The organism is Microcoleus sp. D2_18a_D3 (assembly GCF_036702455.1).
GTDB lineage: Bacteria > Cyanobacteriota > Cyanobacteriia > Cyanobacteriales > Microcoleaceae > Microcoleus.
Genome location: NZ_JAUBTK010000095.1, coordinates 7,014 through 28,597, shown reverse-complemented (window position 1 = coordinate 28,597; position 21,584 = coordinate 7,014). Strand labels below are relative to the sequence as shown.

At 46.4% G+C, this 21,584-nt stretch carries 30 protein-coding genes; 12 read left to right on the top strand and 18 right to left on the bottom strand.

Features of this window, described 5'->3' with window-relative positions:
• Window positions 1-61: 61 nt before the first annotated feature.
• The 12 genes from QUB06_RS29450 to patD all read right to left on the bottom strand — a co-directional run bounded on the left by QUB06_RS29450 (window position 62) and on the right by patD (window position 7,937).
• A complete protein-coding gene (locus QUB06_RS29450) occupies window positions 62-283 on the bottom strand; it encodes a type II toxin-antitoxin system HicA family toxin (protein WP_333438288.1) in 222 nt (73 codons plus the stop codon).
• On the bottom strand, window positions 283-528 hold the full coding sequence (locus QUB06_RS29445; RefSeq protein WP_015178899.1) for a type II toxin-antitoxin system HicB family antitoxin: 246 nt from the start codon (window positions 526-528) through the stop codon (window positions 283-285). The genes QUB06_RS29450 and QUB06_RS29445 overlap by 1 nt, the downstream gene beginning before the upstream one ends.
• Before the next feature lie 121 nt (window positions 529-649).
• A complete protein-coding gene (locus tag QUB06_RS29440) occupies window positions 650-889 on the bottom strand; it encodes a hypothetical protein (RefSeq protein WP_333438287.1) in 240 nt (79 codons plus the stop codon).
• Window positions 850-1,023: a hypothetical protein gene (locus QUB06_RS29435; protein ID WP_333438286.1), complete on the bottom strand. Its 174-nt coding sequence runs from the start codon at window positions 1,021-1,023 to the stop codon at window positions 850-852. The genes QUB06_RS29440 and QUB06_RS29435 overlap by 40 nt, the downstream gene beginning before the upstream one ends.
• Window positions 1,020-1,163: a hypothetical protein gene (locus tag QUB06_RS29430; protein WP_333438285.1), complete on the bottom strand. Its 144-nt coding sequence runs from the start codon at window positions 1,161-1,163 to the stop codon at window positions 1,020-1,022. Before QUB06_RS29430 ends, QUB06_RS29435 begins: the two co-directional genes overlap by 4 nt.
• A gap of 57 nt (window positions 1,164-1,220) precedes the next feature.
• A complete protein-coding gene (locus QUB06_RS29425; protein ID WP_333438284.1) occupies window positions 1,221-2,216 on the bottom strand; it encodes an AEC family transporter in 996 nt (331 codons plus the stop codon).
• A 374-nt stretch (window positions 2,217-2,590) separates the two neighbouring features.
• Entirely contained in the window at window positions 2,591-2,797 is a 207-nt protein-coding gene (locus QUB06_RS29420; RefSeq protein ID WP_333038077.1) for a glycogen debranching protein, read from the bottom strand.
• A gap of 158 nt (window positions 2,798-2,955) precedes the next feature.
• The gene (locus tag QUB06_RS29415; protein ID WP_333438283.1) at window positions 2,956-3,441 is read right to left on the bottom strand and encodes a GNAT family N-acetyltransferase; all 486 of its coding nucleotides are present in this window, start codon (window positions 3,439-3,441) and stop codon (window positions 2,956-2,958) included.
• Window positions 3,442-3,781: 340 nt separating this feature from the next.
• Window positions 3,782-4,855, bottom strand: a complete 1,074-nt coding sequence (locus QUB06_RS29410) for an RNA polymerase sigma factor, RpoD/SigA family (protein WP_333438282.1) — start codon at window positions 4,853-4,855, stop codon at window positions 3,782-3,784.
• A gap of 117 nt (window positions 4,856-4,972) precedes the next feature.
• Window positions 4,973-6,646 carry an ABC transporter ATP-binding protein gene (locus tag QUB06_RS29405; RefSeq protein WP_333438281.1) on the bottom strand — a complete coding sequence of 558 codons (1,674 nt, stop codon included), beginning with the start codon at window positions 6,644-6,646 and terminating at the stop codon, window positions 4,973-4,975.
• Between the two features lie 262 nt (window positions 6,647-6,908).
• On the bottom strand, window positions 6,909-7,493 hold the full coding sequence (locus QUB06_RS29400) for a zf-TFIIB domain-containing protein (protein WP_333127640.1): 585 nt from the start codon (window positions 7,491-7,493) through the stop codon (window positions 6,909-6,911).
• Between the two features lie 45 nt (window positions 7,494-7,538).
• Window positions 7,539-7,937 (bottom strand): heterocyst frequency control protein PatD, encoded by a 399-nt coding sequence (patD, locus tag QUB06_RS29395; protein WP_333438280.1) that lies wholly within the window; start codon window positions 7,935-7,937, stop codon window positions 7,539-7,541.
• Window positions 7,938-8,112: 175 nt separating this feature from the next.
• On the opposite strand from patD, the gene QUB06_RS29390 reads away from it, so the two are divergent.
• From QUB06_RS29390 to QUB06_RS29375, 4 genes are all read left to right on the top strand, one after another.
• Window positions 8,113-8,265 (top strand): hypothetical protein, encoded by a 153-nt coding sequence (locus tag QUB06_RS29390; RefSeq protein WP_333438279.1) that lies wholly within the window; start codon window positions 8,113-8,115, stop codon window positions 8,263-8,265.
• 135 nt (window positions 8,266-8,400) lie between these two features.
• The gene (locus QUB06_RS29385) at window positions 8,401-10,674 is read left to right on the top strand and encodes a bifunctional (p)ppGpp synthetase/guanosine-3',5'-bis(diphosphate) 3'-pyrophosphohydrolase (protein WP_333438278.1); all 2,274 of its coding nucleotides are present in this window, start codon (window positions 8,401-8,403) and stop codon (window positions 10,672-10,674) included.
• 15 nt (window positions 10,675-10,689) lie between these two features.
• Window positions 10,690-11,007, top strand: coding sequence for a DUF6883 domain-containing protein (locus tag QUB06_RS29380; protein WP_333438277.1), 318 nt, complete (start codon window positions 10,690-10,692; stop codon window positions 11,005-11,007).
• Window positions 11,008-11,023: 16 nt separating this feature from the next.
• Entirely contained in the window at window positions 11,024-11,248 is a 225-nt protein-coding gene (locus QUB06_RS29375; RefSeq protein WP_333438276.1) for a DUF4926 domain-containing protein, read from the top strand.
• Here the strand turns inward: QUB06_RS29375 and QUB06_RS29370 are convergent, their stop codons facing one another.
• On the bottom strand, window positions 11,249-11,410 hold the full coding sequence (locus QUB06_RS29370) for a hypothetical protein (RefSeq protein WP_333438275.1): 162 nt from the start codon (window positions 11,408-11,410) through the stop codon (window positions 11,249-11,251).
• 13 nt (window positions 11,411-11,423) lie between these two features.
• Window positions 11,424-12,329 carry a glycine betaine ABC transporter substrate-binding protein gene (locus QUB06_RS29365; RefSeq protein WP_333438274.1) on the bottom strand — a complete coding sequence of 302 codons (906 nt, stop codon included), beginning with the start codon at window positions 12,327-12,329 and terminating at the stop codon, window positions 11,424-11,426.
• A gap of 162 nt (window positions 12,330-12,491) precedes the next feature.
• Here QUB06_RS29365 and QUB06_RS29360 point away from each other — a divergent pair, with 162 nt between their 5' ends.
• Both QUB06_RS29360 and QUB06_RS29355 read left to right on the top strand, forming a co-directional pair.
• Entirely contained in the window at window positions 12,492-13,859 is a 1,368-nt protein-coding gene (locus tag QUB06_RS29360; protein ID WP_333438273.1) for an aldehyde dehydrogenase, read from the top strand.
• 264 nt (window positions 13,860-14,123) lie between these two features.
• Window positions 14,124-14,474: a 4a-hydroxytetrahydrobiopterin dehydratase gene (locus tag QUB06_RS29355; RefSeq protein ID WP_333080668.1), complete on the top strand. Its 351-nt coding sequence runs from the start codon at window positions 14,124-14,126 to the stop codon at window positions 14,472-14,474.
• Window positions 14,475-14,500: 26 nt separating this feature from the next.
• Here the strand turns inward: QUB06_RS29355 and QUB06_RS29350 are convergent, their stop codons facing one another.
• A complete protein-coding gene (locus tag QUB06_RS29350) occupies window positions 14,501-15,232 on the bottom strand; it encodes a response regulator transcription factor (protein ID WP_333315635.1) in 732 nt (243 codons plus the stop codon).
• A 227-nt stretch (window positions 15,233-15,459) separates the two neighbouring features.
• Here QUB06_RS29350 and QUB06_RS29345 point away from each other — a divergent pair, with 227 nt between their 5' ends.
• Both QUB06_RS29345 and QUB06_RS29340 read left to right on the top strand, forming a co-directional pair.
• A complete protein-coding gene (locus tag QUB06_RS29345) occupies window positions 15,460-15,702 on the top strand; it encodes a hypothetical protein (RefSeq protein WP_333438272.1) in 243 nt (80 codons plus the stop codon).
• Between the two features lie 125 nt (window positions 15,703-15,827).
• The gene (locus tag QUB06_RS29340; protein ID WP_333146016.1) at window positions 15,828-16,082 is read left to right on the top strand and encodes a DUF6761 family protein; all 255 of its coding nucleotides are present in this window, start codon (window positions 15,828-15,830) and stop codon (window positions 16,080-16,082) included.
• A gap of 314 nt (window positions 16,083-16,396) precedes the next feature.
• Here the strand turns inward: QUB06_RS29340 and grxD are convergent, their stop codons facing one another.
• From grxD to QUB06_RS29325, 3 genes are all read right to left on the bottom strand, one after another.
• On the bottom strand, window positions 16,397-16,720 hold the full coding sequence (grxD, locus tag QUB06_RS29335) for a Grx4 family monothiol glutaredoxin (RefSeq protein WP_333042762.1): 324 nt from the start codon (window positions 16,718-16,720) through the stop codon (window positions 16,397-16,399).
• Between the two features lie 201 nt (window positions 16,721-16,921).
• Window positions 16,922-17,182: a BolA family transcriptional regulator gene (locus QUB06_RS29330; protein ID WP_333042760.1), complete on the bottom strand. Its 261-nt coding sequence runs from the start codon at window positions 17,180-17,182 to the stop codon at window positions 16,922-16,924.
• Between the two features lie 42 nt (window positions 17,183-17,224).
• Window positions 17,225-17,848: a hypothetical protein gene (locus QUB06_RS29325; RefSeq protein ID WP_333438271.1), complete on the bottom strand. Its 624-nt coding sequence runs from the start codon at window positions 17,846-17,848 to the stop codon at window positions 17,225-17,227.
• Between the two features lie 215 nt (window positions 17,849-18,063).
• On the opposite strand from QUB06_RS29325, the gene QUB06_RS29320 reads away from it, so the two are divergent.
• From QUB06_RS29320 to QUB06_RS29305, 4 genes are all read left to right on the top strand, one after another.
• Window positions 18,064-18,384 (top strand): type II toxin-antitoxin system HigB family toxin, encoded by a 321-nt coding sequence (locus QUB06_RS29320; RefSeq protein ID WP_333438270.1) that lies wholly within the window; start codon window positions 18,064-18,066, stop codon window positions 18,382-18,384.
• Between the two features lie 156 nt (window positions 18,385-18,540).
• Window positions 18,541-18,939 (top strand): transcriptional regulator, encoded by a 399-nt coding sequence (locus QUB06_RS29315; protein WP_333438269.1) that lies wholly within the window; start codon window positions 18,541-18,543, stop codon window positions 18,937-18,939.
• On the top strand, window positions 18,914-19,150 hold the full coding sequence (locus QUB06_RS29310) for a hypothetical protein (RefSeq protein ID WP_333438268.1): 237 nt from the start codon (window positions 18,914-18,916) through the stop codon (window positions 19,148-19,150). The genes QUB06_RS29315 and QUB06_RS29310 overlap by 26 nt, the downstream gene beginning before the upstream one ends.
• The gene (locus QUB06_RS29305; protein ID WP_333438267.1) at window positions 19,150-21,477 is read left to right on the top strand and encodes a S8 family serine peptidase; all 2,328 of its coding nucleotides are present in this window, start codon (window positions 19,150-19,152) and stop codon (window positions 21,475-21,477) included. The genes QUB06_RS29310 and QUB06_RS29305 overlap by 1 nt, the downstream gene beginning before the upstream one ends.
• Window positions 21,478-21,584: the final 107 nt, after the last annotated feature.

Here is a 21,584-nt window from a genome sequence, read left to right as displayed (position 1 = left end):
AGTTTGTGAGCAACAGCTTGCCTAAGATTCAAAGGTAGCTACTTTTAGCTGCGCTCATTTTTTAGTCTAAACTACAGCAATCACTAATATCAACTTTAGCCTGTCGCAAAATCTTAGCTAAAAAGTTGGCACTGATATCACCTTGATGAGGATTGGGGATGGTAATGCGAAGGTTATCTTTCAACATGAACTGATGCCTTTTTCCCGAATATGGGCCGTCAAATCCCAGTTGTTTCAGATAATAAATTAAGTCTCGACGTTTGACTGGTTTTAAAGGAGGCATCAGGCAACTTCCTTGGTAACTGTAAGGTCGATATTATCAAGGACAGGTAAAGGAAGTTTCAGGGTGAGACTAAGTAAAATCCAGTCTTCCAATACCTCTTGCAATTCTTCTCGACAAGCTTCGAGACTTACAGCATTTGCATAGACTCCCTCACAGATAGGAATTTCTCCGTAGAAAGTCCCATCATCAGGGAAAATTTCATACTTAGCTTGCTTCATGGCAGCTTGGATGTATTTAGTTAACATATTAAAGCAATCTCCTTTAAGGTGATAAAACGAATTGGGATGATATCAAGCCAACCTTGATTAGCAATAGAGCAAAACAAAATTAGGGCGTGGGCGTTGAGATTACGATCGATCAAAAAAATTATGCTTTAGCATCAAGTTTGGCCTTCGCGGCTCGAAGCTTTTCCCAAGCAGCTTCCGTTCCTGGTATTGTTGACCCGGCGGCAATTCGGGCAATGAGATCGCGATTTTTTTCTTCATAATACAGCCGCAGTTCTTCAGCTTCCTTAAGAACTATTTGATACTCGGCTTCAACGGCGGCGCGATTTTCCTCAATATAAGCTAAAGCCGCGTTAATTTGTTTTTCTGTAAGGTCAAACAATCCCTGATAAACTTAGGCGGATATTGAGCCGTCACATAGTCCATGATGTCGTAGATAGTGATGCGCGTACCTGCGATCGTCAGTCCTCTTTCTGTACGGATGATAGCTGTTTGTTCGTCGGATATGCTTGTCATGCCTCTAACCTCCTAGAAGTTATTTCTATATTAGACCAACTCTCAAAAGTCTTGCCAGAATCATTAGTGTTGGGTTTATTTCCTGTTGTAGTAATGCGCTCCAAATCCCAGAAACCGGGTTTCTGCGATAATTTACGCATCCTTACCGAGATTTTGAGAAGAAACCCGGTTTCTAACTCCCACGCGATCGCCCAACTTCAACTAAACCCCGCTAACCACAGCGGAAGCATCAACAGCAACCCGACGGAAGTTATGGCGATGCTGCTAGCTAACAAATCGCGATCGAGCTCGTAGACTTCTGCTAAAATTAGCACCGAAAGAGCTGTGGGCGTTCCCGACATCAACACCAACACGAACCTCGGATCGCCACTCAATCCGAAATAACTAGCACCCAATCCGATCAACACCGGCACAATTACCACTTTTAACAGCGACGGGATTAACGCCAGTTCAAAACTTTCCCATTTCTTAATAGACCTCAACCGGATGCCAACCAGCAGTAAAGCACTGGCAATTACCACCCAAACCGCAGTCTGCAATCCCGATTCCACTGTCTCGGGCAGGGGGATGTTTCTAGTATAAAAACCAATTAAAAATGCCCACAGAGCGGGAACTGTCAGCACGTCCCGGATCTGAGTCCACCAGTGATTTTTTTGCTCGGAGTTCCCGAAATAGCTAGCAATAAATACACCGAAACAATAAGTTCCAATAACATTGTTAGTGACGCTGTACAAGACAGCCCAGTTGGTGTTATCGGTGCTGATGATCGACGGGGTGATTGCTAATCCAACAAAGCCCGTATTCCCTAACATCGCAGCTAGGATAAAACTGCCTTGGCTCGATCGCTTCAGGGAATTAAAATTTAATAAAAATAAATTGACCAGAGAATTTTTGCCCTGAAAATAGGGCTTTTTGATGTGGGCCGCACTCAGCCTGCGTAATAATACCCAAGTCAGCCAAGCACAACTCGTACTCAGAAATAACACGAATATGGCGATCGCCGGCGTGAATCCCACAGCACCCGAAAAATCGCTCTGACGGGCTAAAACTAGAATTTGCAGCGGTATCCCAATCCAGAAAAGAAAGTGGCTCAGCAGCTTGGGAAAATCAACTGGGATGTACCGAAACAGCAGCAGTCCCAAGCCCGTCCAGATAACTAGAGGCGTATAAGCGTGAAATAAGGTTTCAATCATAAAAATTTAACTTGACAATTTGAAATGCCTTTATCTATTAATAATAATGCTAAAATCAGTTGGAAAAATGCGACTTGTCGTTAGCGGAGCCCTCGAAGACGATCGCACTTGCACGCTTTTTCGTCCTAGCGTGTTCGCAGCACTCCAGGCCCAAAAAATTCCGCCCAAATTCCCGCATCTTCCCGGGCACAATCCTCAGACTGGCAGCCCCAAATGATTGCAGCTTTTTGCCTTCAGATTGACAAAACCTCTGTTAATTTGACCAATGTGCGATCGAGCTATCTTGCCTTTTCCAAACAGATGTCCCCCGTTTTCCTGCCGTTTCGAGCGAACGGAAACAGGGGGAGACTAAAGCTGCTGATGACTTGCACTCATTAATTCAATTTCAAAGCATTAACAGGCACTTCATCCCAAGAACTAACAGTCCGCAAAGTAGCAACCCAGCCCTGCTGTTTTTGCTCTGCCGTCAAATTCTTCTCAAAAGATTCGTGGCAATCCTTCGCTTGAGTCTCATCGCAACAAGCAATGCAAGAATAAAGAATGCCCGACGGATCGATTTGCTCGTTTACCCAAATAATCACGATCTACTCTCTCAATCAAAATCTACTGTTACTTAAATTTTCCTATATTTTTGCCACTTAAGTAGGTCGGTATTAATTAACCCGAGTTCGGCCTTTTAGCTGAACAGGCAAGATGCCTGTTCCACACACAGCCAAGATGCCTGTTGCACAAACCTGAATTACTGGGATGCCAAAGTTGCCAAAGACTCGCCCGCAACCCGGCAGATCCGCCAGTCGGGCATCACATCAGCACCGATACCCTTGTAAAATCCGATCGCCAATTCATTCCAATCCAAAACGCTCCATTCCAAACGCCCGCAGCCCCTTTCTACTGTCAACTGCGCTAAATAAACTATCAAAGATTTGCCAATTCCCCGCCCTCGAAACTCAGGGATCACAAACAAATCTTCCAAATAAATTCCCGGCTGAGTCAAAAAAGTAGAATAATTGTAAAAAAACAGCGCCCAGCCCACCACTCGATTTTCGCACTCGGCTAAAACCGCTTCAGCAAAAGGTCGATCGCCAAACAAATGATTCTCCAAATCAACCGCATTGCCAGTAACGGCATGAGATAATTTTTCGTACTCAGCTAAAGCTTTAATCAAATCAAACAGCACCGGCACGTCAGCGCGGGTAGCTGGACGCAAAATTACCTCAGAAGACATAAATAAGTAAGTAGTACGCGACAATCAACAATTAAAAATACCACATCAAGACATTTTTGATTTGTAATTTTTAATTAAGTTTGTCAACCTTGAATTAGCATATTTAGGGCGGCGTTGGAGTACCCACCCACAATAATTTTAAGATTTTTCACAATGCCAACTCAATGTTTTTTAGTTTATTTCAACGGGAGCAGCTCATATTTGTAAAAACACTTATTCTGGCTCCTTCCTTCTGGCTCCTTCCTTCTTCCTCTTTCCTTCTTCCTCTTTCCTCCTGACTCCTGACTCCTGACTCCTGGCTCCTATTTCTAGCGGAGGGCTGCTTTCATTGAGATGCTCCCTATTTCAACCAGCCCTTCAATCGTTCCGTCACTTGAGGGCGACGCAGCTTTCGCATTGCCTTATTTTGAATTTGACGGACTCGTTCGCGGGACAAATTGAACAAACTGCTGACCTCTTCTAAAGTGTAAGGTTCGCCGGTCAGCAAACCGTAACGCATAGCAACAATCTCTTTTTCCCGCTCAGTCAAAATACTGTCCAACACCTCCAAAATATCTTGGCGCATCATCATCTCATTCATCTGAGCTTCGGGAGATTGCGTCGCGTTATCTTCGAGAACATCCAAAAGTTCCGAACTTTCTTCTGAGCCGATGCGGTGGTTGAGAGACAAAGATTGCCGACGTACTTGCTGGAGGTAGCGAAGCTGTTCGCAACTAACTTGCATTTCTCTAGCAAGTTCAGTTTCACTGGGATTGCGTTGAAGAGAACGCTTCAAATCTCGATAAACTTTTTTGAGTTTATTTAACTGTTCGACAATGTGAACAGGCAAGCGAATCGTCCGCCCTTGATTGGCAATTGTCCGGGTAATTCCTTGGCGAATCCACCAATAGGCATAGGTAGAAAACTTGTAACCCTTCTCCGGATCGAACTTTTCGGCTGCCCGATTCAAACCCAAAGCTCCTTCCTGAATTAAATCGAGAAAAGGCACGCCCCGATTAAGATAGCGTTTGGCAATTGAAACCACCAAGCGCAAATTCGAGCTGATCATTTTCCGTTTCGCCGACTGACACTGGTGGCGAAGCTGTTGCAGTTGAGTTTCGCTTATCCCTAAAGCCGCAGCGATTTCAGCTTTTGTCGGCACTCTGTCCAATTCCTGCTGCAAACGCTGTTCTAGTTCATCCAGGGCTACCAATTCTTGAACGCGGCGCGCCAACTCTACTTCTTCGGCTGCTGTAAGTAGAGGATACCGAGCCATTTCCTTGAACAAAGCTCCCACTGGATCGTCGGCAGACCAGTTGTTGTATGCTGACGATCGAGTTACCGTCGGACGATCGATCTCGGTGTCTTCATCTTGTGCGATCGCGAATGAGGCTTCGGGTGCCACCGCAAAACTGCCTAGGTCAGATTCTGCCATATCGTGCTTGGTGTCGGTGGAAGGATTTGAAAAGTATCCCTTAACTTTAACCAATTTAACCGGAAATTTCCGAAATCCCAAATCCGAAATCCCAAATCCGAAATCCCAAATCCCAAATCAATTAGTTCGGGCTAGTAAAGGAGCAGCCTGCAACAACTGCTGAGTATAAGGGTGCTGCGGATTAGTAAAAATATCCCTAGTCTTACCGATTTCAACAATTTTTCCAGCATTCATTACCGCAATGCGATCGCAAAAAAATCTCGCCACCCACAAATCGTGCGTAATAAACAGATAAGTCAAATTAAATTCCTGTTTCAACTCCAACATCAGCTCTAAAACTTGAGTCTGCACGCTGGCATCCAGCATACTCACAGGTTCGTCGCAAATTATCAGTTGCGGCCGAGTAATCAAAGCGCGGGCGATCGAAACTCGCTGCTGTTGTCCTCCCGACAATTCCCCCGGATAGCGGCGAAAGAAATCCTCCCCTGGAGTTAAACCCACCCGCTCTAACATTTGGATTACTTGTTTTTTAGCTTCGCTGCCATTAGCTAATTTGTGAATAAATAAAGGGTCAGCAATACTTTGCCCAACAGTCATCATCGGATTCAGGCAAGCGTGGGGGTCTTGAAAGATCATTTGCATTTCGCGGCGGTGCTTCCTCACAGCATCGCGGTTCAGGGCAGTTATATCTATTCCTTGAAATTCCACTTTGCCGCCAGTCGCAGTAATTAGCTGCAAAATCGTGCGTGACAAGGTACTTTTGCCACAGCCGGACTCCCCCACCAGCCCTAGGGTTTCTCCCCGTTGTAGCTCTAAACTAACGCCGTCTACTGCTTTAATTACCTGGCGATTCCGGGAAAACAACTGATCTAATAAATTGCTTTCTAAACTGTAGTGTTGCTGCAAATTCGTTACGGTCAAAAGAGGCGAATTTGTTGAGTTTGCAGTAACGGCTTCAGTCCTGATTTCCTCGAATGCTAACCCTTTTTCAGAATCGGCTTGAATGTGCAAAGCTGCTTTGAGGAGCGATCGAGTATATTCGTGCTGCGGCTTTTCAAACACGTTTTGCACCGGCCCTGTTTCTACGACTTTACCGCCGTACATCACCGCAATGCGATCGCAATACTCAGCCACCATCGCCAAATCGTGAGAAATCAACAAAATAGCCGTTCCCCGTTCCTCGCAAAGTCGGGTTAATTCCTGCAAAATCTGAGCAGCTACAGTTACGTCCAAACTTGTAGTCGGTTCGTCAGCCACAATTAATTTGGGATCGAGCAAAAGAGCCAAAGCAATTGCTACTCTTTGCCGCATTCCGCCGCTAAATTCGTGGGGAAATTGCGACCAGCGAGAGGCGGGAATTTTCACAGCTTCCAGAGTTTCGATCGCCCGTTTCTTAGCTTGCTTGCGATCCAAATTCGGTCTGTGAGCTTGCAAAGTCTCGATGCAATGTTCTCCTACACTCATCAAAGGATCGAGACGAGTCATCGGATCTTGAAAAATCAATGCTACAGCTTCGCCCCGAAACCGTCTCAGCCGGGAAGCATTCATATCAAACACTGACTCTCCAGCAAAACTAACTCGCCCCTCAATCAGCGTTGAATCCGGCAGCAACCGCATCGCCGCCCTTCCCAAAGTTGACTTACCGCAGCCAGACTCCCCAACTAATCCGAGCTTTTCCCCCGGTTTCAGCGTCAGGGAAACCCCGTCAACGGCCCAACCGGATTGGCCCCGCCGCTGAGGATAAGCTACTCGCAGATTGTCAACGGAAAATAGAGAAGAGTCATTAGTCATTAGTCATTAGTCCTTAGTCAGTAGTCAGTGGTCAGTTGTTATTTGTTATTTGTTATTTAATGGTCAATATACTGGCTGTTAGTTGTTACTTCTTAGTGTTCCAGAGTTATTAGTTATTGGCAAGAGACTGCTCTGCTGTTTGTAAATACAAATAAAAATAGCTACAAACACAGCTTTTATTAGTACATCATTCACCGAGCAACTGATAACTGACAACTGACAACTGACAACTAACAACTGACAACTGACAACCATCAACTGACTAAATCTCCCTTCGCTTCAACTCAGCTCTCCGCAGTATGTAAGTAGCGGCACAATCTGCGTGAGGATGGTCTGCTAAAACTTCCGCGAGTTCCAATACATATCCGGCGATATCCGGCCCCAGCTTCTCAGTCAGCACTTGACGTTCGCGAGAGGCGAGTTCTTGCACGCGGGCCTTAGCTTGCCAATTCGGAGAAAACATCTTGTCAATCTCGGTGTGGAATCCCAGACTTTCGAGAATGTCCCACTCGCCGTTATCGCACCAAATGCCCCCGCACAACATACAGCGCTCTATGTAAAAGGGCACTCTACTGAAAGGAACTTTCGCCCGCGACAGATAGTGACCGTCTTCGGGACACAGCGCTGCTTTGCTGTCGTAGACAGACGGGGTGAATTCTATGCCGAGAGTCGCTGTCGCATCAGGCTTCTCGGATTTGTTGTACCACTGGCTTTGCTCTTTTTGCCAAGCTTCGTATTCTCTGCCTGGAATCCAGATACCGTAACAGTTGGGACACCACTGCACCGACATACGGCCGGCTAAGGTACCGCCTTCTAAATTGGGATGTTTACATTTTGGACATTCCACCGCTTTATTTCTCCTTGCCTTATTAATTCCCTGTTAATTCAATTATTAATTCTGTATCTGGGCGGGCCCTGAAGAACCAGAATTTTTTTGCAGCAGCGCGCCACAGTAGCCAATTAGCGTGTTAAGCCGCGCGATCGCCGCAGTTTGCCTCGCCTTTGCTGTCGCTGGCTGGCGCGACGCTTGCAAAAACGTGACATCTGTCCCCAATAACCGCAGTTGCTTGTGAATTTCCGTCAAATAGGACTGCTCTGGGGGTGTTTCTGAGGCGTCTAAGTCATCGCTTTCGGCTCTCATAATTTGGTTTCCGAAAAATTGTTGCACTTTTGTGTATTCGATCGCCAGCGCGGCCCGATCCAGATTATCCTGTGCAGCAGTTGTTTGTAGTTGTTCTAGTGCTTGCTGTAATTTTTGGTAGCACTGGCGGCGGTCTTCGGACAATATCATGATTTTGTAAACAAATTTGTATTTATAATCAAAGTAGATACTTACTTAAGTTTGCTCATATTGGAGGGAAGCGGTGCGTTTTTGGAGCAATTCCCTGTTTTGTGAGAACTTTTTTCGATTTTCTGCCCTAACTCTACCCTTCTGGCTGCTGCTTTTAGTTTAGCGTTGCCGGTAAATGCCGATCCCCCGCAACCTCAACGGCTACCGCCCAAATCTGCTGATTTTACCAGATTCTCCTCGATCGACAGACTGCGGCGGCGGCAGTGGTGTCACTATATTTTCCTACCTCCGAGGGGGGGCGACTCGGGATTACATAGGTATAGTTTGAGAAAAATCGACTATTTTTTTGAATTGCAAATTGTGGCATTCAATTAGTTTAGTATAGCTAAACACATAATTTCGGCAATTCAACCAAAAACTGGCTTTTAACCATTTGTATTTCTAAGTTTTAAAGGTGTACCCCATGAACGCGAACACTCTGACTCCCTCTCCTTCGATCGATCCTGCTGTAGTCCCCGATTGGCTGCAAGAATGCCTGAATAATCGATCGCAGCCTGATGGGAACCCTAACTCGAATTGTTCGACTGACGACAGCTTAATTTGTCGGGCCTTTGAATTTGCCCGCGACTTGCACGAAGGACAATACCGCAAATCGGGAGAACCTTACATTTGCCATCCGGTAGCTGTGGCTGGAATACTCCGGTATATGGGCGGCAACAACGTCATGATTGCCGCGGGCTTCCTCCACGACATTGTTGAAGATACAGATATTACTCTCGAAGAAATAGAACAGCGGTTCGGCGCGGAAGTGCGACAGTTGGTTGAAGGTGTCACCAAGCTTTCTAAGTTTAATTTTTCCAGCAAAACAGAGCGCCTTGCGGAAAATTTCCGCCGAATGTTCCTAGCAATGGCTAAAGATATTCGCGTCATTGTCGTCAAACTGGCAGATCGGCTGCATAACATGAGGACTCTGGAGCATTTGTCCGAAGAAAAGCAGCGCAGTATTGCCCTAGAAACCCGAGATATTTTTGCTCCCCTAGCGAACCGTTTGGGTATTGGCCGCTTTAAGTGGGAATTGGAAGATTTAGCCTTTAAATACCTGGAACCTGATGCTTACCGCGAAATTCAGGAATTAGTGGCCGAGAAGCGGGCCGATCGAGAAACTCAACTCGCAGAAGTCACAGATTGTTTGCGAGAAAGGCTTGACAATTTAGGCATTAAATGCTATGAAGTTAGCGGCCGTCCCAAACATTTGTACGGGATTTACGCCAAGATGCAGCGCCGCCAAAAAGGGTTTAAGCAAGTGTACGATATTGCGGCGGTGCGGATCATAGTAGAAACCAATGATGACTGTTATCGGGCTTTGGCGATCGTCCACGATTCTTTCCGCCCGATTCCCGGCCGCTTTAAAGATTATATCGGTTTACCAAAAGCCAACCGCTACCAATCTTTGCACACCGGAGTAATCGGAACCAGCGGTCGCCCCATCGAAGTGCAAATCCGCACCGTAGCAATGCACCACATTGCAGAATACGGCATTGCCGCGCACTGGAAATACAAAGAAACTGGCGGTTCTAACACAACAGTTACCGGCGACGACGAAAAATTTACTTGGCTGCGACAACTCCTAGAATGGCAAAGCGACCTCAAAGACGATCGCGAATATTTACAAAGCATTAAGGACAACTTATTCGACGAAGATATTTACGTTTTTACTCCTAACGGAGACGTGATTGCTCTCAATAGCGGATCAACTCCCGTAGATTTTGCTTACCGCATTCACACAGAAATTGGCAATCACTGCACCGGTGCCAGAGTCAACGGGCGAATGGTAACACTAGACAAGGTTTTAAAGAACGGCGATATTGTAGAAATCTTGACCCAAAAAAATGGTCATCCGAGTTCCGACTGGCTGAACTTTGTCAAGACAAACGGAGCAAAAAACCGAATTCGCCAGTGGTTGAAGCGATCCCATCGAGATGAAAATCTTGCTCGCGGGCGGGAATTGCTGGAAAAAGAATTAGGTAAAAACGGCTTAGAATCTTTGCTGAAATCTGAACCCATGCAGTCGGTGGCTCAGCGCTGCAACTACCACAGCGTCGAAGATTTAATCGCCGGTTTGGGCTACGGCGAAGTCACCCTAAATCTCGTAGTAAATCGACTGCGAGATTTAGTAAAAGTGCAGCAAAAAATTGAAGCTGCTCCCGCCGGAAACCACGAATTGCCCCAGCTAATACCTGCATCGACGGCACCGAAACCAGTACCGAGTTCGTCTCCGAGCAAATCGCCGATCGCAGGTGTAGAGGGATTGCTCTACCATTTATCTGGCTGTTGCTGTCCGATTCCTGGGGAATCAATTATTGGAGTGGTGACTCGCACTCGCGGAATTTCGATTCACCGGCAAGGCTGTTCAAATGTTGAAAGCGTACCTGGGGATCGGTTGGTTCCTGTGAGTTGGAATTCCAGCAACCGCAATGAATCTCGACCCAACACTTATCCGGTTAACATTCAAATTGAAGCCCTCGATCGAGTGGGAGTTCTCAATGATGTTTTATCGCATTTGAAGGACAACCAAGTAAACGTCCGCAGCGCTCAAGTTAAAACCTATACCGGATTGCCGGCATTAATTGACTTGTGCATGGATATCCAGGATAAACAACAGTTCGAGCGCACTTGTATGCAAATTAAAAAGATGAGCGATATTTTGAATTTGCGGAGGCTGAGTGAAGGGACTTAAGAGAAAAGTCTTCCTATGGCAAAACTCAGCCTTCACTCGGTTATTCCTTCAGCAAAGCTGACCAACTATTTATTAATCCGGCTTCCTAAAGACGACAAATCTCAGTTTCTCGATCGAGGTGGTTACAGCATAGAAAACTGGCAACAGCTCGATCGAGATTTAAGAAGCCAGATACTTCCCCTGGAAGCGGAGCTAATGGAAAACACAAGATACGGTCAAAAGTACATGATTAAAGGCAGTTTAACTGGTCCAAACGGTACGATTTTACAAGTTAAAACCGTTTGGATCGTTACTCCATCCGAAACCAGATTTGTTAAATTAGTTCCTGATTGACAAGAGGTTAAGCCCCATGAAATTTAAACTATTTTCACAGGTAGCATTGCGAGAAGACATTCCTAAGTATGGCCTAAAAAAAGGTGAGACAGCAACTATCGTTGAACACTACCAGATGCCGGAAGGTGAAGAAGATGGTTATAGCTTAGAGGGTTTCAATGTCGAAGCAATTACCGTTGAAGTTGCCGAGTCCCAGATTGAAGCGATAAAAGCTCCTGTTTTGCAGCTTGGAAAATATTGATTACCATTCGCCTTCCACCAGCCTGCGATGAGAGCGACTCATCTTGCAAAGCAAAACTTGTTCTTCTTCAGAGAGAGGTGCTTCGCAAGCAGCATTAATTTTTTCTAACAGTTGTTGATTTTCGCGGCGGCGGATAAATTCTTCTAGGGCTATTTTAATCATATTTTGGCGGAGTTTAAGGCTTTGCAGCGCCCAACTTTTGCTGCAAAAACTCCTGGGCTACTTCTCCAGCTTCCTGCTGTTTCTTATCAACTTGATAATTGAGTCGTCGCATATCTTCCTCGGAGATTTTGCCGCCCAATTCTGCGAGGACTGGACGCAATTCCGGGTATTTTTCCAAAACTTGCGATCGCACAACCGGAACTGCTTCATAGGGCGGGAAATAGTTCTTGTCATCTTTGAGAACTACTAAACCCAAACTTTGAATCAAACCGTCCGTCGTATTACCAGCAATCACATCTACTTCTTTTTGTTGCAGCGCTTGATAAAGCAATCCTAACAGCAACTCCTTCGGTTCTTCTCGAAACTTAATCCCGTAAGTTTTAGCCAATCCGGGAAATCCATCTTCTCTCTCGTTAAATTCTGGGCCAAAACCAGCCCGGAGGTTAGGTGCAGCTTTCCCAAGTTGTGACAGAGTTTGTAAATTGAGTTTTTTGGCATCATCTCCCCGCACAATAATCGCAAAACTGTTATTAAATCCCAGCGGTTCCGTCCATTCTGCTTTAAACTGTTTGGGATATTCTTGTTTGAGGTAATCGAGGACTTTTTTGGGGTCAGAAATTGGTTTCTGTTTGAGCAGGTTGGCGTAAGCAGTCCCCGTGTATTCGACGTACAAATCGATTTTACCTGCTGTTAGGGATTGATGGCAAAGCGAACCTCCCAGATTCAGTTCTCGTTCTACTTTGATATCTGTTTTAGCTTCGATATGGCGTGCTAAAATTTCTGCGAGGATGACTTGTTCGGTAAAGTCTTTCGAGCAGATGACAACTTGCTTTTCGGGCTTAGAGGTACATCCTGCTACTGCAAGCAAGCAAAGCAGCCAGCAGGAATAGAAAAAAAAATCGTTCTTAGAGATTTTCATGACTTAACTCAAATTAAAAATCTACACTTAATACCTTATAAGTTATAGCATAAAGCCCAGATCGCAGACTTTTTCAAGAGGTCTAGGCTTTAACACCATCGCACTTTACCCGACTTTCCTTTTACTGTTGTAACATTTATTTATAGACATGGAGGACAAAAAATGGTAATCAGCGTCAGCGATATTATCCAGCAGCAGCGGCAATTTTTTGCAACTGGGAAAACTAAGGATGTCGATTTTCGGATCGAACAACTGAAAAAACTTAAAAGTGCGATCGAACTTAATCAATCACGAATAGTCGATGCTGTCAAGGCAGACCTGGGTCGGCCGGAATTCGAGGCTTATCTTGAAATCGCATCGATTGCCGAAGTTAATTATGCCCTCAAAAACCTCAAATCGTGGGTAAAGCCGAGAAAAGTGCCTGCTTCAATAGATCAATTCCCAGCATCGGCCCGCATTTACCCAGAACCTTTGGGCGTAGTGTTAATCATCGGGCCTTGGAATTACCCGTTTCAGTTAATGATATCACCTTTAGTCGGGGCGATCGCCGCCGGCAACTGTGCACTTCTCAAACCTTCGGAAATCGCCTCACACACCTCGGCAGTTGTCGCCGACATGATTACCAAAACCTTCGATCCCGCTTATGTAGCCGCCGTCGAAGGAGGCGTGGAAATCAGCCAACAATTACTAGCCGAAAAATTCGACCACATCTTCTTTACTGGAGGCACTAAAATCGGTCGAATTGTCATGGAAGCTGCCGCTAAACACCTGACACCTGTAACCTTGGAATTAGGTGGCAAAAGTCCTTGCATTGTAGACTCCGACATTCAGGTTGAATACACCGCCAAACGCATTGCGTGGGGCAAATTTCTCAATGCCGGACAAACTTGCATTGCTCCCGATTACCTATTAGTTGATAAAAAAGTTAAACCTGCTTTGATGACAGCAATTAAAACAGTCATTCACGAATTTTACGGCGACAATCCCCAAACAAGTCCCGACTATTCGCGGATTATCAACCAGCGGCAATTAGACCGTTTGAGTGCGTTTATCAAAGATGGAGAAATTGTCGTAGGTGGGGAAGTTAAGCCGGAGGATAGATATATTGCACCGACGGTTTTAGATCGTGTTTCCTGGGATTCGCCGGTGATGCAGGATGAGATTTTTGGGCCGATTTTGCCAGTTTTGGAGTATGATGATTTTGGAGAGGCGATCGCCCAAATCAACGCCCGTCCCAAACCCTTAGCTTTGTATTTGTTCTCGAAGGATAAAGAGAAACAAGAGCGAGTTTTGCGGGAAACTTCTTCGGGGGGAGTTTGTCTCAACGACACGGTTATGCAAGTGGGAGTAAAAGATTTACCTTTTGGCGGAGTTGGTGAAAGCGGCATCGGTAGCTATCACGCGAAAGCAAGTTTTGATACTTTTTGTCATTACAAAAGCGTGCTGCAAAAGTCATTTTTACTTGACTTAAAATGGCGGTACGCTCCCTATCTAGGTAAGTTGGATTTGATTAAGAAAATTATCGGTTGATCGCACTTGCAGGGGCGGCTTCACCAAGGTTTACAATCTCAGAAAGATAGCCAAATCAACCCGCCCCTTCCTGATATTATCGGTTTAAGCAATTCCACTGTGAACGATTATTTCCATGAATTTTAAATGATTGCTCATCTGTTTTTTGAACGATTTCGATCGCACTCTCTACGTCACTCCTAAATGACTGTTGCCCCGTCCAAAATAATTCAGATTAGAAATGTCTATAATATCTTTTAGCATCCGATCGCTAACACGCAATTTATGGAACCTTTAGCAAAAGAACGCTGTGCCGCCTGCCGCCCAAACTCTCCCCGCCTCACAGCTTACGAAATTGTCCAGCTAAAACCTCAAATTCCCGACTGGAATTTAATCGAAAAAAAGGGCATTCCCCAAATAGAACGCACCTACGAATTCCCGGATTTCAAAAGTGCGATCGCCTTTACAAACAGCGTCGGCGAAGCAGCAGAAACTGAAGGACATCACCCCGCACTGTTAACCGAGTGGGGAAAAGTTACCGTTACTTGGTGGACTCATGCGATTTCTGGACTGCATCGCAATGATTTTATTATGGCTGCGAAAACAGATGCGATCGCCAATCAATTCTCAAAATAAAATCCTACTTATAGCTCGATCGTAGTCTAAGAAAGCACCGCTCTGGGCACTGGTGAATGTTGATTGGCATTATTCAACAACTCCAGATTCAGTCGGTAGCCGACATTCCGTACAGTTTGAATCAGGCTCGGCTGTCGCGGGTCGATTTCGATTTTTTTACGCAGAGAGAGTACGTGAGTGTCGATCGTCCGGGGGTTATCAATAGCATCAGGCCAGGCCCTCCGCAGCAAATCCGAGCGCGACAGCGGCACTCCTCCAGCTTGAGCTAGCACGTACAGCAGGCTAAATTCCTGGGGAGTCAGCTCAATATGTTCGTCGTACAACCTGACTCGGCGCTGCACCAAATCAATTTTCAGCAGCCCGCACTCCAGCGTCGCCGGCGGTAGCATCGTGCGGTTGCGGCGCATCAGAGCTTCCACCCTGGCCATAAACTCTTGCATCCCAAACGGTTTAGTCAGGTAATCGTCTGCCCCCGCCTTCAAACCTTCAACAATATCGGATTCCGAATTCCGCGCCGACAGCATCAAAATCAGCGACTGCTGCTGCTGTTGCAGCCAGTTGCAAAATTCCAAACCGTCCCCATCCGGCAATTGGGCATCCAGAATGACTAGGGTTGGCTGGCGGCTGAAAAATATTTCCCTAGCGTGACTGATATCCGCTGACTGGTGCACCCAGTGACCGACTTGCTGTAGATGCCAGCCCAAGAGCGATCGCAGGTGCGGATTCCCTTCAACAATTGAAATACTTGCAGATTCCACAGAGGCGAGCTTCCCATATCACTAATTGCTACAAGGTTAACAGAGCTTTTGTCAAGCTTTTGTAACCATCGCTACTCAAGCATTAGCTGCGTTTAAAGCAGCGGACATACCTAGGGTACGAATTTTAAAGATTAGGTTAATTTGGCAGAGTCAGCCTGCAGAAAGGTGAAATCATTCTGGCGGTAAGCTTACAATGAAAATAAGACAGTGTAAAGCCGATCGATCCCATGCCCCAACCGCCTGCTAAAAGCGATCCCCCCGACCCAGCCCCCATTCCCAGGAGGTTGACAAATCGCGCCAGTGAAACTAGAATTCCTCCAACCGTTCGCTCGGTAGCCGGAACACTCAGCCACTTTGACCGTCAAATTCAGCCACATCCCGACTCCATTAAACGCACAGCGAATTATCTAGGTGCGCGCAAAAAGTCGAGCAACTGCATTGCAACGAGTGAAATTTTTTATGGAGGGTAGCCTGTTGAGCAGGGTAAAAACTTTTATTTAGAAATAGCCTCAAGCTGAGCCACTCAGCATCAATCGAGGCCGTTCCTAAATCCCGCCGTCATTATACAAACCACAAAGGATTTCAAGCTCATACCATGCTACAAGACACCCAAACAATCCGGCACTACCAAAAACTCACCGACGCCCTCGTCGAAATGTGGAATAGAGGTTATCGCTTCGATGACCTGCGGCTTTACTTAGACGGCTATTTAGCAGCCCTGCGGCATTCCAACGGCCTGGAACCCTATCTGATTCACAGACTAGAGGAAGAAGCAGCGCGTTACATTCACGACCCCTCCAATTTTGCAATGCCACAGACACAGACACAGGCTGAATCAGACTACTATTAAATAGCAAATTCGGTTTGATAAACCCTTGATGATTTGGGAATTGGGAATTGGGAATTGGGAATTGGGAATTGGGAATTGGGAATTGGGAATTGGCAATTTTAACGGGTTCCCTGGCTATGCCTCGGAACCGATGTCCACAGGCTCGGTCTCGCTTTGGGAGCCTAAAAATTCGATGCCTAGCCGACTGCATTGCGTTCCTAGGCTTTGCCTGGACATAAGTAATTAAGTAAATTAACTTAATTCAACGTAAAACCCGATTGCTGTTATTTCCCCGACTTCTTTAAGAAGTCGGGGATATGTTTTTTCTGTCTAATTTAAGAAGCCAAAGCCACTTCTACAACTTCTTGCAATTCGCCCTTTTGATACATCTCGATCATAATATCCGAGCCGCCAATAAACTCGCCGTTGATATAAACTTGGGGAATTGTCGGCCAGTTGGAATACTCTTTAACGCCTTGACGAATTTCCTGGTCTGCCAAAACATCAACAGTTTCGTAAGGCACTCCCAAAGTATTGAGAATTTGCACCACAGTATTAGAAAAACCACACTGGGGCATTAACTTATTGCCCTTCATAAACACCATGATTTTGTTTTGCTTAACCAACTCGTCAATTCTTTCATGTGCTGCTGTAGTCATGGTAGCTCCTAATATTGTTTGAAAATTTTTAAACGTTGACTGACGCAGAAACCGCGTTTTTTACGAAAATCTTTCGTTACAGCCATAGATTCCGGTTAAAAAACCCGGTTTCTTTGGTTTTTGTGCGTAATTGCAGCAGTTGTATTTCAAGCAACTATTGACAGAAGCACAAACTTGTGATACCCAATTGCCGCTCAACAATTAAGCAACTTGACTTTTCGCTTCCCATTCTGCGGGAGTTAAGGTTTCCAAGCCCAAAGCGTGGATAGCTTCACTAGCCATTGCCTGTTTGAGAGCGCCGTAGACCATTTGGTGCTGCTGTACTCGGCTTTTTCCTTCAAAGGCTGCAGAGACGACTCTCGCCTGGTAGTGGTCACCGCCACCCGTCAAATCGTCAACTTGTATTTTAGCGTCGGGCAACCCTGCCTTAATCATTTCTGCTACTTGAGACGGTGTAACCATTGGTTTCTCTGATAAACGGCTGTAATTTAGATTTGAGGGAAACTATTTTGTCGATGAGCTCGGTTGAGCGCTGGCCGGCCGGGGAAAGGGCGAATCCACAAAACCCAATTCTAGTAACTGCTGGTAAGCTTTCTTGCCCAAGTCGCGAGTTGGCTGCTGCGATCGAATAATCTGAATCAGCAGGGGCACAGCCAGTTCGGGCTTATTTTGCGCCCGGTGTACCAACGCCAGTCGGTAGGTAGCTTCGTCGCGCATTTGGGCTGTTTCTACAGCTTTGGTGCGGTGGCTTTCGGCCAAGCGGATGTCAATTCCGGCAAAACTGCTACCCAGTTGTTGGTAGAAGTTGGACAGTTGATTGAAAATTTGGCGGGATTCTTGGAGTTTTTGAGTAGCCAGTGCGTAATTCTGATTGGAAATAGCACTGCTGGCTTCTGTCATCAAACGCTGGCCTCCTGGGACGCTCAGCAGACTGCTGTCTTGCGTCAGAGGGCGAAGATTGTTGGGGTCTGTGGGGTCGTCGGCGGGTTCGACTTGGGGTTGGTTCTCTGGCCCAGAAGGTTGTTGTGCTTGGACTGGGAGCGGTTGCAACAGGGTAAAAGCTGCGATCGCCCCGATCGTAATCCGGGCAGTGGAGCGAAGCCAACAAACAGTTCCAGAGTATACCATGAAATTACTTTGCGCCTGTGCGCTTTAAAAAAATATTTAGCTTGAGCCGATCTTACCATTGGCGATCGCAACCGGCTAAGTGTAAACCAAATTTGTTGAAATGTCAAAGGGTGCGCGATCGGGCAAAAGGCTCTTTAGGAAAAATTCAAGTAGAGACTTGACAGAAAGTTCTCATTGTGAGAACATGGAGGTGTCGTGTAAAAAACGGTACTGGAATGAGACTAATTTCCAAGAAAAATCTGGAGAGTGCTATCGAATCCTACTCCGACGATGCCAAGGCTGCGATCGCAGTCTGGCGCAAGGCCATCAAAGACAACGATTGGGAATCACTAGAAGAGATTCGACAGGGATATTCCAAATCGGTCGATCAAGTCTGTGGATATACCATATTTAATATTAAAGGCAATCAGTATAGATTAATCGTAAAAATCAACTATACCGCCAAAATTATATATTTTAAAAAATTTTTAACCCATACCGAGTATGAGAAAATCAAGTGGAATGATGAAGATGAAGTTAAATATAAAATAGGTTAACTCCCACTAAAATCATCGGGGAAACCTTACAGATTCCCTGATGTATTCAATCAATCAAAAACATTTACTCTAAACGTCAAAATCATGATACCGAGAAACAAACACCCACCTTCTACTTGAGAACCATGTCTAAGTAAGCAAGCAAAGGAATGAGAAATGAACATCACAATTGAAAAAACAGCTTACGGTCAACTGCTGGCTAAATCTCAGCCTAAGCCAATCCTGAACGAAGAAGATAATGATCTTGCCCTCGCAGAAGTCGATTTTCTGATGTCTAAAGAAGAATTAACAGTAGAAGAAGAAACTTTACTGAGTCTCTGGGGGCTGTTGATCGAAGAATACGAATCAAAATATTACCCAGATCCAGAAGTGAGTCCCCAGGATGTTCTATTGCATTTCATGGAAGTGCGCGAACTCAAACAAGCCGATTTAGTGGGCGTGATTGGTTCCAAAGGAGTAGTCTCTGAGGTGGTTAATGGGAAACGGGCGATTAGCAAGGCGCAAGCTAAGGCGCTGGGAGAATTTTTTAATGTTAATCCTAGCGTGTTTATTTGAGCGTGTTTATCTGAAAAACTTGCTGATCTCGAAAAAGACTCGGCGGTTGAAACCGCTAGCAACGCGATCGCACAAACTCAGCCCGACGCAGACTGATGGAAAAACTACCGCTGTTAGTTACAGCTTCAAACCCCGCATGGTAGAAACATCCCTAATAGTTTATAAATATGTTTGGTTAAACTGCATCAAAGTCAAACAGGAACATTTCTGATGGTACAACCAAGCAAACCCACCTCCGACACTCTTCAAAATTATCAAGGTATCGGAGTCCCAGATGAAAGTCTGGCAGTGATTTTGCAGCGTGGCGGCGACGAATTGCTGCTGTCAAAAGCGGACGATCGCTTTACAGTCCGCCCCTCATCAACAGCATCAGCCTCAAACGATTGGGCTGCAACAACTGGGGCCAAACTCAACCGCCGCATCGGCCAAAGCAATCTCGATGAATATCTCGTTGCGCCCTCTAGCCTAGAAGCAGCAATGCAAGCAGCCCGCGCCAGCGATGCCGTAGCTTTTGCCAGCCACGTCTATTGCCCCGCGAACAATCCGAGTACATTCTTTTATTTAACCGACCAAATTACGATTCAATTTGGCGAACAAGTAGACGAAAAATCGCGAAAGGCGATCGCCAATGCAGCAGCTTTAAAAATAGTCCGGCCAGTAGAAGGAATTGCTAACACCTTCGTCTGCGAAGTCACCAAACAAGCAACAGAAAACCCGGTCAAAATTGCCAACCGCCTGACAAGATATCCAGAAGTTCTCGTAGCGGAACCCAACATTGTAGTAGAGACGCAGCAGCATTACACGCCCCGCGATCCGCTTTATCCCAAACAGTGGTATCTCAATAACAAAGGCGGCAACCAACTTGTCGGCGGTGCTCAAATTTATGCCGAACCAGCTTGGGACATGACTCGCGGAGTTCGATCGATCGTAATTGCCATCGCCGACGATTCAGTTGACATCACCCACCCAGATTTTCAAGGCCAAGGCAAAATCGTCTCACCCATCGATTTCAAAGAGGGCGACACTTCCCCGATGCCAGTCGCCGACTCAGACAACCACGGCACAAGTTGTGCCGGCGTCGCCGTTGCTGAAGAAAACGGCAAAGGCATTGTCGGCGTCGCCCCCGGCTGCGCCCTGATGCCCATCCGTACCACGGGTTTTCTCGATGACAATTCTGTCGAAAAAATATTTAATTGGGCGATCGAAAAAGGTGCCGCCGTCATTTCTTGCAGTTGGGGGCCTTCAGCCGTTTACTATCCCCTTTCCCTGCGGCAGAGTGCAGTCATCACCAAAGCAGCAACCCAAGGGCGGGGCGGCAGAGGCTGCGTTATTCTGTTCGCTGCAGGGAATGCCAACCGCCCAGTCAACGGCACAATTAACGAGAAAGGCTGGCCCAACAACGTCGTGGAGGGTCAAACTAGATGGCTAAACGGATTTGCCGTTCACCCCGACGTAATTGCCGTCACCGCTTCCACTTCCCTCAACAAAAAAGCAGCCTACAGCAATTGGGGTTCCAGCATCTCGGTTTGCGCCCCCAGCAACAACGCGCCGCCGGGAACTTGGTTGCCCGAAACCGGATTTATCGGCACGCCGCCGGAGGTGACGCAGTATTTGCCCGGTTTGGGGGTGTTTACTGCCGATCGAGTGGGCGATCGGGGCTACGACTGGGGGGACTATACTGATACTTTTGGCGGTACTTCCAGCGCCACTCCAGTAGTCGCTGGGGTTGCAGGGTTGATACTTTCGGCTAACCCCCGTTTAACGGCGCGGGAGGTGCGGGGAATTCTCGAACAAACTGCTGAAAAAATTGTCGATCCCGATCCCGATCCCCAGTTGGGCAATCGCATGGGAAATTACGATCCTAACAACGGTCGCAGCGATTGGTTTGGTTACGGGAAAGTGAATGCTTTTAAAGCTGTGCAAGCTGCGGTGAGAAAGGGCGGCGGCAATCCGAATATCGGCGGTGCGGTGTTCAGCGATATTTCTGGACATTGGGCACAGAAGTTTATTGAAGCTTTGGCTGCGGCGAATATAATTAGCGGTTTTCCTGACGGTTCTTTTAGGCCTGATGACAGTTTAAACCGTGCTCAATATGCGGCGCTGTTGGTGAGTGCGTTTAGTCCGATTCCCAGGGTGCCGGCTACAAATTTTATTGATGTTTCTGCTAGTTTTTGGGCGAGAAGTGCGATCGAACGGGCCAATCGGGGGGGCTTTTTGGCGGGGTTTCCGGGGTTGAAGTTCGGCCCGAATCAGAATTTAACTAAGGCTGATGCGATCGTGTCTTTGGTTAACGGTTTGGAACTTAAGGGCGGCAATCCTGATTCTTTGAAAGTTTACACCGATCGTTCTCAAATTCCTAATTATGCTTTGAGTGCGATCGGCACAGCAACTGCTTTGAAGATTGTGGTTAATTATCCTTCCCGCGATTGGCTTTCGCCGCAGCGGGATATTACCCGCGCTGAGATTTCGGCTTTGATTTACCAGACTTTGGTGGCGATTAATCGGGCAAAGCCGATCGATTCTCCTTACATTGTCTAATGGCAATAGGTTCGTAGTGAGGACTGAAGTCCTCTTCCCCGCGAGGGGACAAGCAGCAACCAGTACGACACGGATAAACACGGATACACGGAGGATAGCCAAATTAG

What these genes read in the sequence shown, in the direction of transcription:
- QUB06_RS29360 (WP_333438273.1), top strand. Translation starts at nt 12,492, where the DNA reads ATGGTAATCAGCGTCAGCGATATTATCCAGCAGCAGCGGCAATTTTTT.
- QUB06_RS29330 (WP_333042760.1), bottom strand. Translation starts at nt 17,182, where the DNA reads ATGGTTACACCGTCTCAAGTAGCAGAAATGATTAAGGCAGGGTTGCCC.
- QUB06_RS29315 (WP_333438269.1), top strand. Translation starts at nt 18,541, where the DNA reads ATGAACATCACAATTGAAAAAACAGCTTACGGTCAACTGCTGGCTAAA.
- QUB06_RS29325 (WP_333438271.1), bottom strand. Translation starts at nt 17,848, where the DNA reads ATGGTATACTCTGGAACTGTTTGTTGGCTTCGCTCCACTGCCCGGATT.
- grxD (WP_333042762.1), bottom strand. Translation starts at nt 16,720, where the DNA reads ATGACTACAGCAGCACATGAAAGAATTGACGAGTTGGTTAAGCAAAAC.
- QUB06_RS29425 (WP_333438284.1), bottom strand. Translation starts at nt 2,216, where the DNA reads ATGATTGAAACCTTATTTCACGCTTATACGCCTCTAGTTATCTGGACG.
- QUB06_RS29445 (WP_015178899.1), bottom strand. Translation starts at nt 528, where the DNA reads ATGTTAACTAAATACATCCAAGCTGCCATGAAGCAAGCTAAGTATGAA.
- QUB06_RS29435 (WP_333438286.1), bottom strand. Translation starts at nt 1,023, where the DNA reads ATGACAAGCATATCCGACGAACAAACAGCTATCATCCGTACAGAAAGA.
- QUB06_RS29430 (WP_333438285.1), bottom strand. Translation starts at nt 1,163, where the DNA reads ATGCGTAAATTATCGCAGAAACCCGGTTTCTGGGATTTGGAGCGCATT.
- QUB06_RS29310 (WP_333438268.1), top strand. Translation starts at nt 18,914, where the DNA reads ATGTTAATCCTAGCGTGTTTATTTGAGCGTGTTTATCTGAAAAACTTG.
- QUB06_RS29410 (WP_333438282.1), bottom strand. Translation starts at nt 4,855, where the DNA reads ATGGCAGAATCTGACCTAGGCAGTTTTGCGGTGGCACCCGAAGCCTCA.
- patD (WP_333438280.1), bottom strand. Translation starts at nt 7,937, where the DNA reads ATGATATTGTCCGAAGACCGCCGCCAGTGCTACCAAAAATTACAGCAA.
- QUB06_RS29450 (WP_333438288.1), bottom strand. Translation starts at nt 283, where the DNA reads ATGCCTCCTTTAAAACCAGTCAAACGTCGAGACTTAATTTATTATCTG.
- QUB06_RS29390 (WP_333438279.1), top strand. Translation starts at nt 8,113, where the DNA reads ATGCCGATCCCCCGCAACCTCAACGGCTACCGCCCAAATCTGCTGATT.
- QUB06_RS29345 (WP_333438272.1), top strand. Translation starts at nt 15,460, where the DNA reads ATGCCCCAACCGCCTGCTAAAAGCGATCCCCCCGACCCAGCCCCCATT.
- QUB06_RS29375 (WP_333438276.1), top strand. Translation starts at nt 11,024, where the DNA reads ATGAAATTTAAACTATTTTCACAGGTAGCATTGCGAGAAGACATTCCT.
- QUB06_RS29340 (WP_333146016.1), top strand. Translation starts at nt 15,828, where the DNA reads ATGCTACAAGACACCCAAACAATCCGGCACTACCAAAAACTCACCGAC.
- QUB06_RS29305 (WP_333438267.1), top strand. Translation starts at nt 19,150, where the DNA reads ATGGTACAACCAAGCAAACCCACCTCCGACACTCTTCAAAATTATCAA.
- QUB06_RS29370 (WP_333438275.1), bottom strand. Translation starts at nt 11,410, where the DNA reads ATGATTAAAATAGCCCTAGAAGAATTTATCCGCCGCCGCGAAAATCAA.
- QUB06_RS29365 (WP_333438274.1), bottom strand. Translation starts at nt 12,329, where the DNA reads ATGAAAATCTCTAAGAACGATTTTTTTTTCTATTCCTGCTGGCTGCTT.
- QUB06_RS29320 (WP_333438270.1), top strand. Translation starts at nt 18,064, where the DNA reads ATGAGACTAATTTCCAAGAAAAATCTGGAGAGTGCTATCGAATCCTAC.
- QUB06_RS29405 (WP_333438281.1), bottom strand. Translation starts at nt 6,646, where the DNA reads ATGACTAATGACTCTTCTCTATTTTCCGTTGACAATCTGCGAGTAGCT.
- QUB06_RS29415 (WP_333438283.1), bottom strand. Translation starts at nt 3,441, where the DNA reads ATGTCTTCTGAGGTAATTTTGCGTCCAGCTACCCGCGCTGACGTGCCG.
- QUB06_RS29385 (WP_333438278.1), top strand. Translation starts at nt 8,401, where the DNA reads ATGAACGCGAACACTCTGACTCCCTCTCCTTCGATCGATCCTGCTGTA.
- QUB06_RS29355 (WP_333080668.1), top strand. Translation starts at nt 14,124, where the DNA reads ATGGAACCTTTAGCAAAAGAACGCTGTGCCGCCTGCCGCCCAAACTCT.
- QUB06_RS29380 (WP_333438277.1), top strand. Translation starts at nt 10,690, where the DNA reads ATGGCAAAACTCAGCCTTCACTCGGTTATTCCTTCAGCAAAGCTGACC.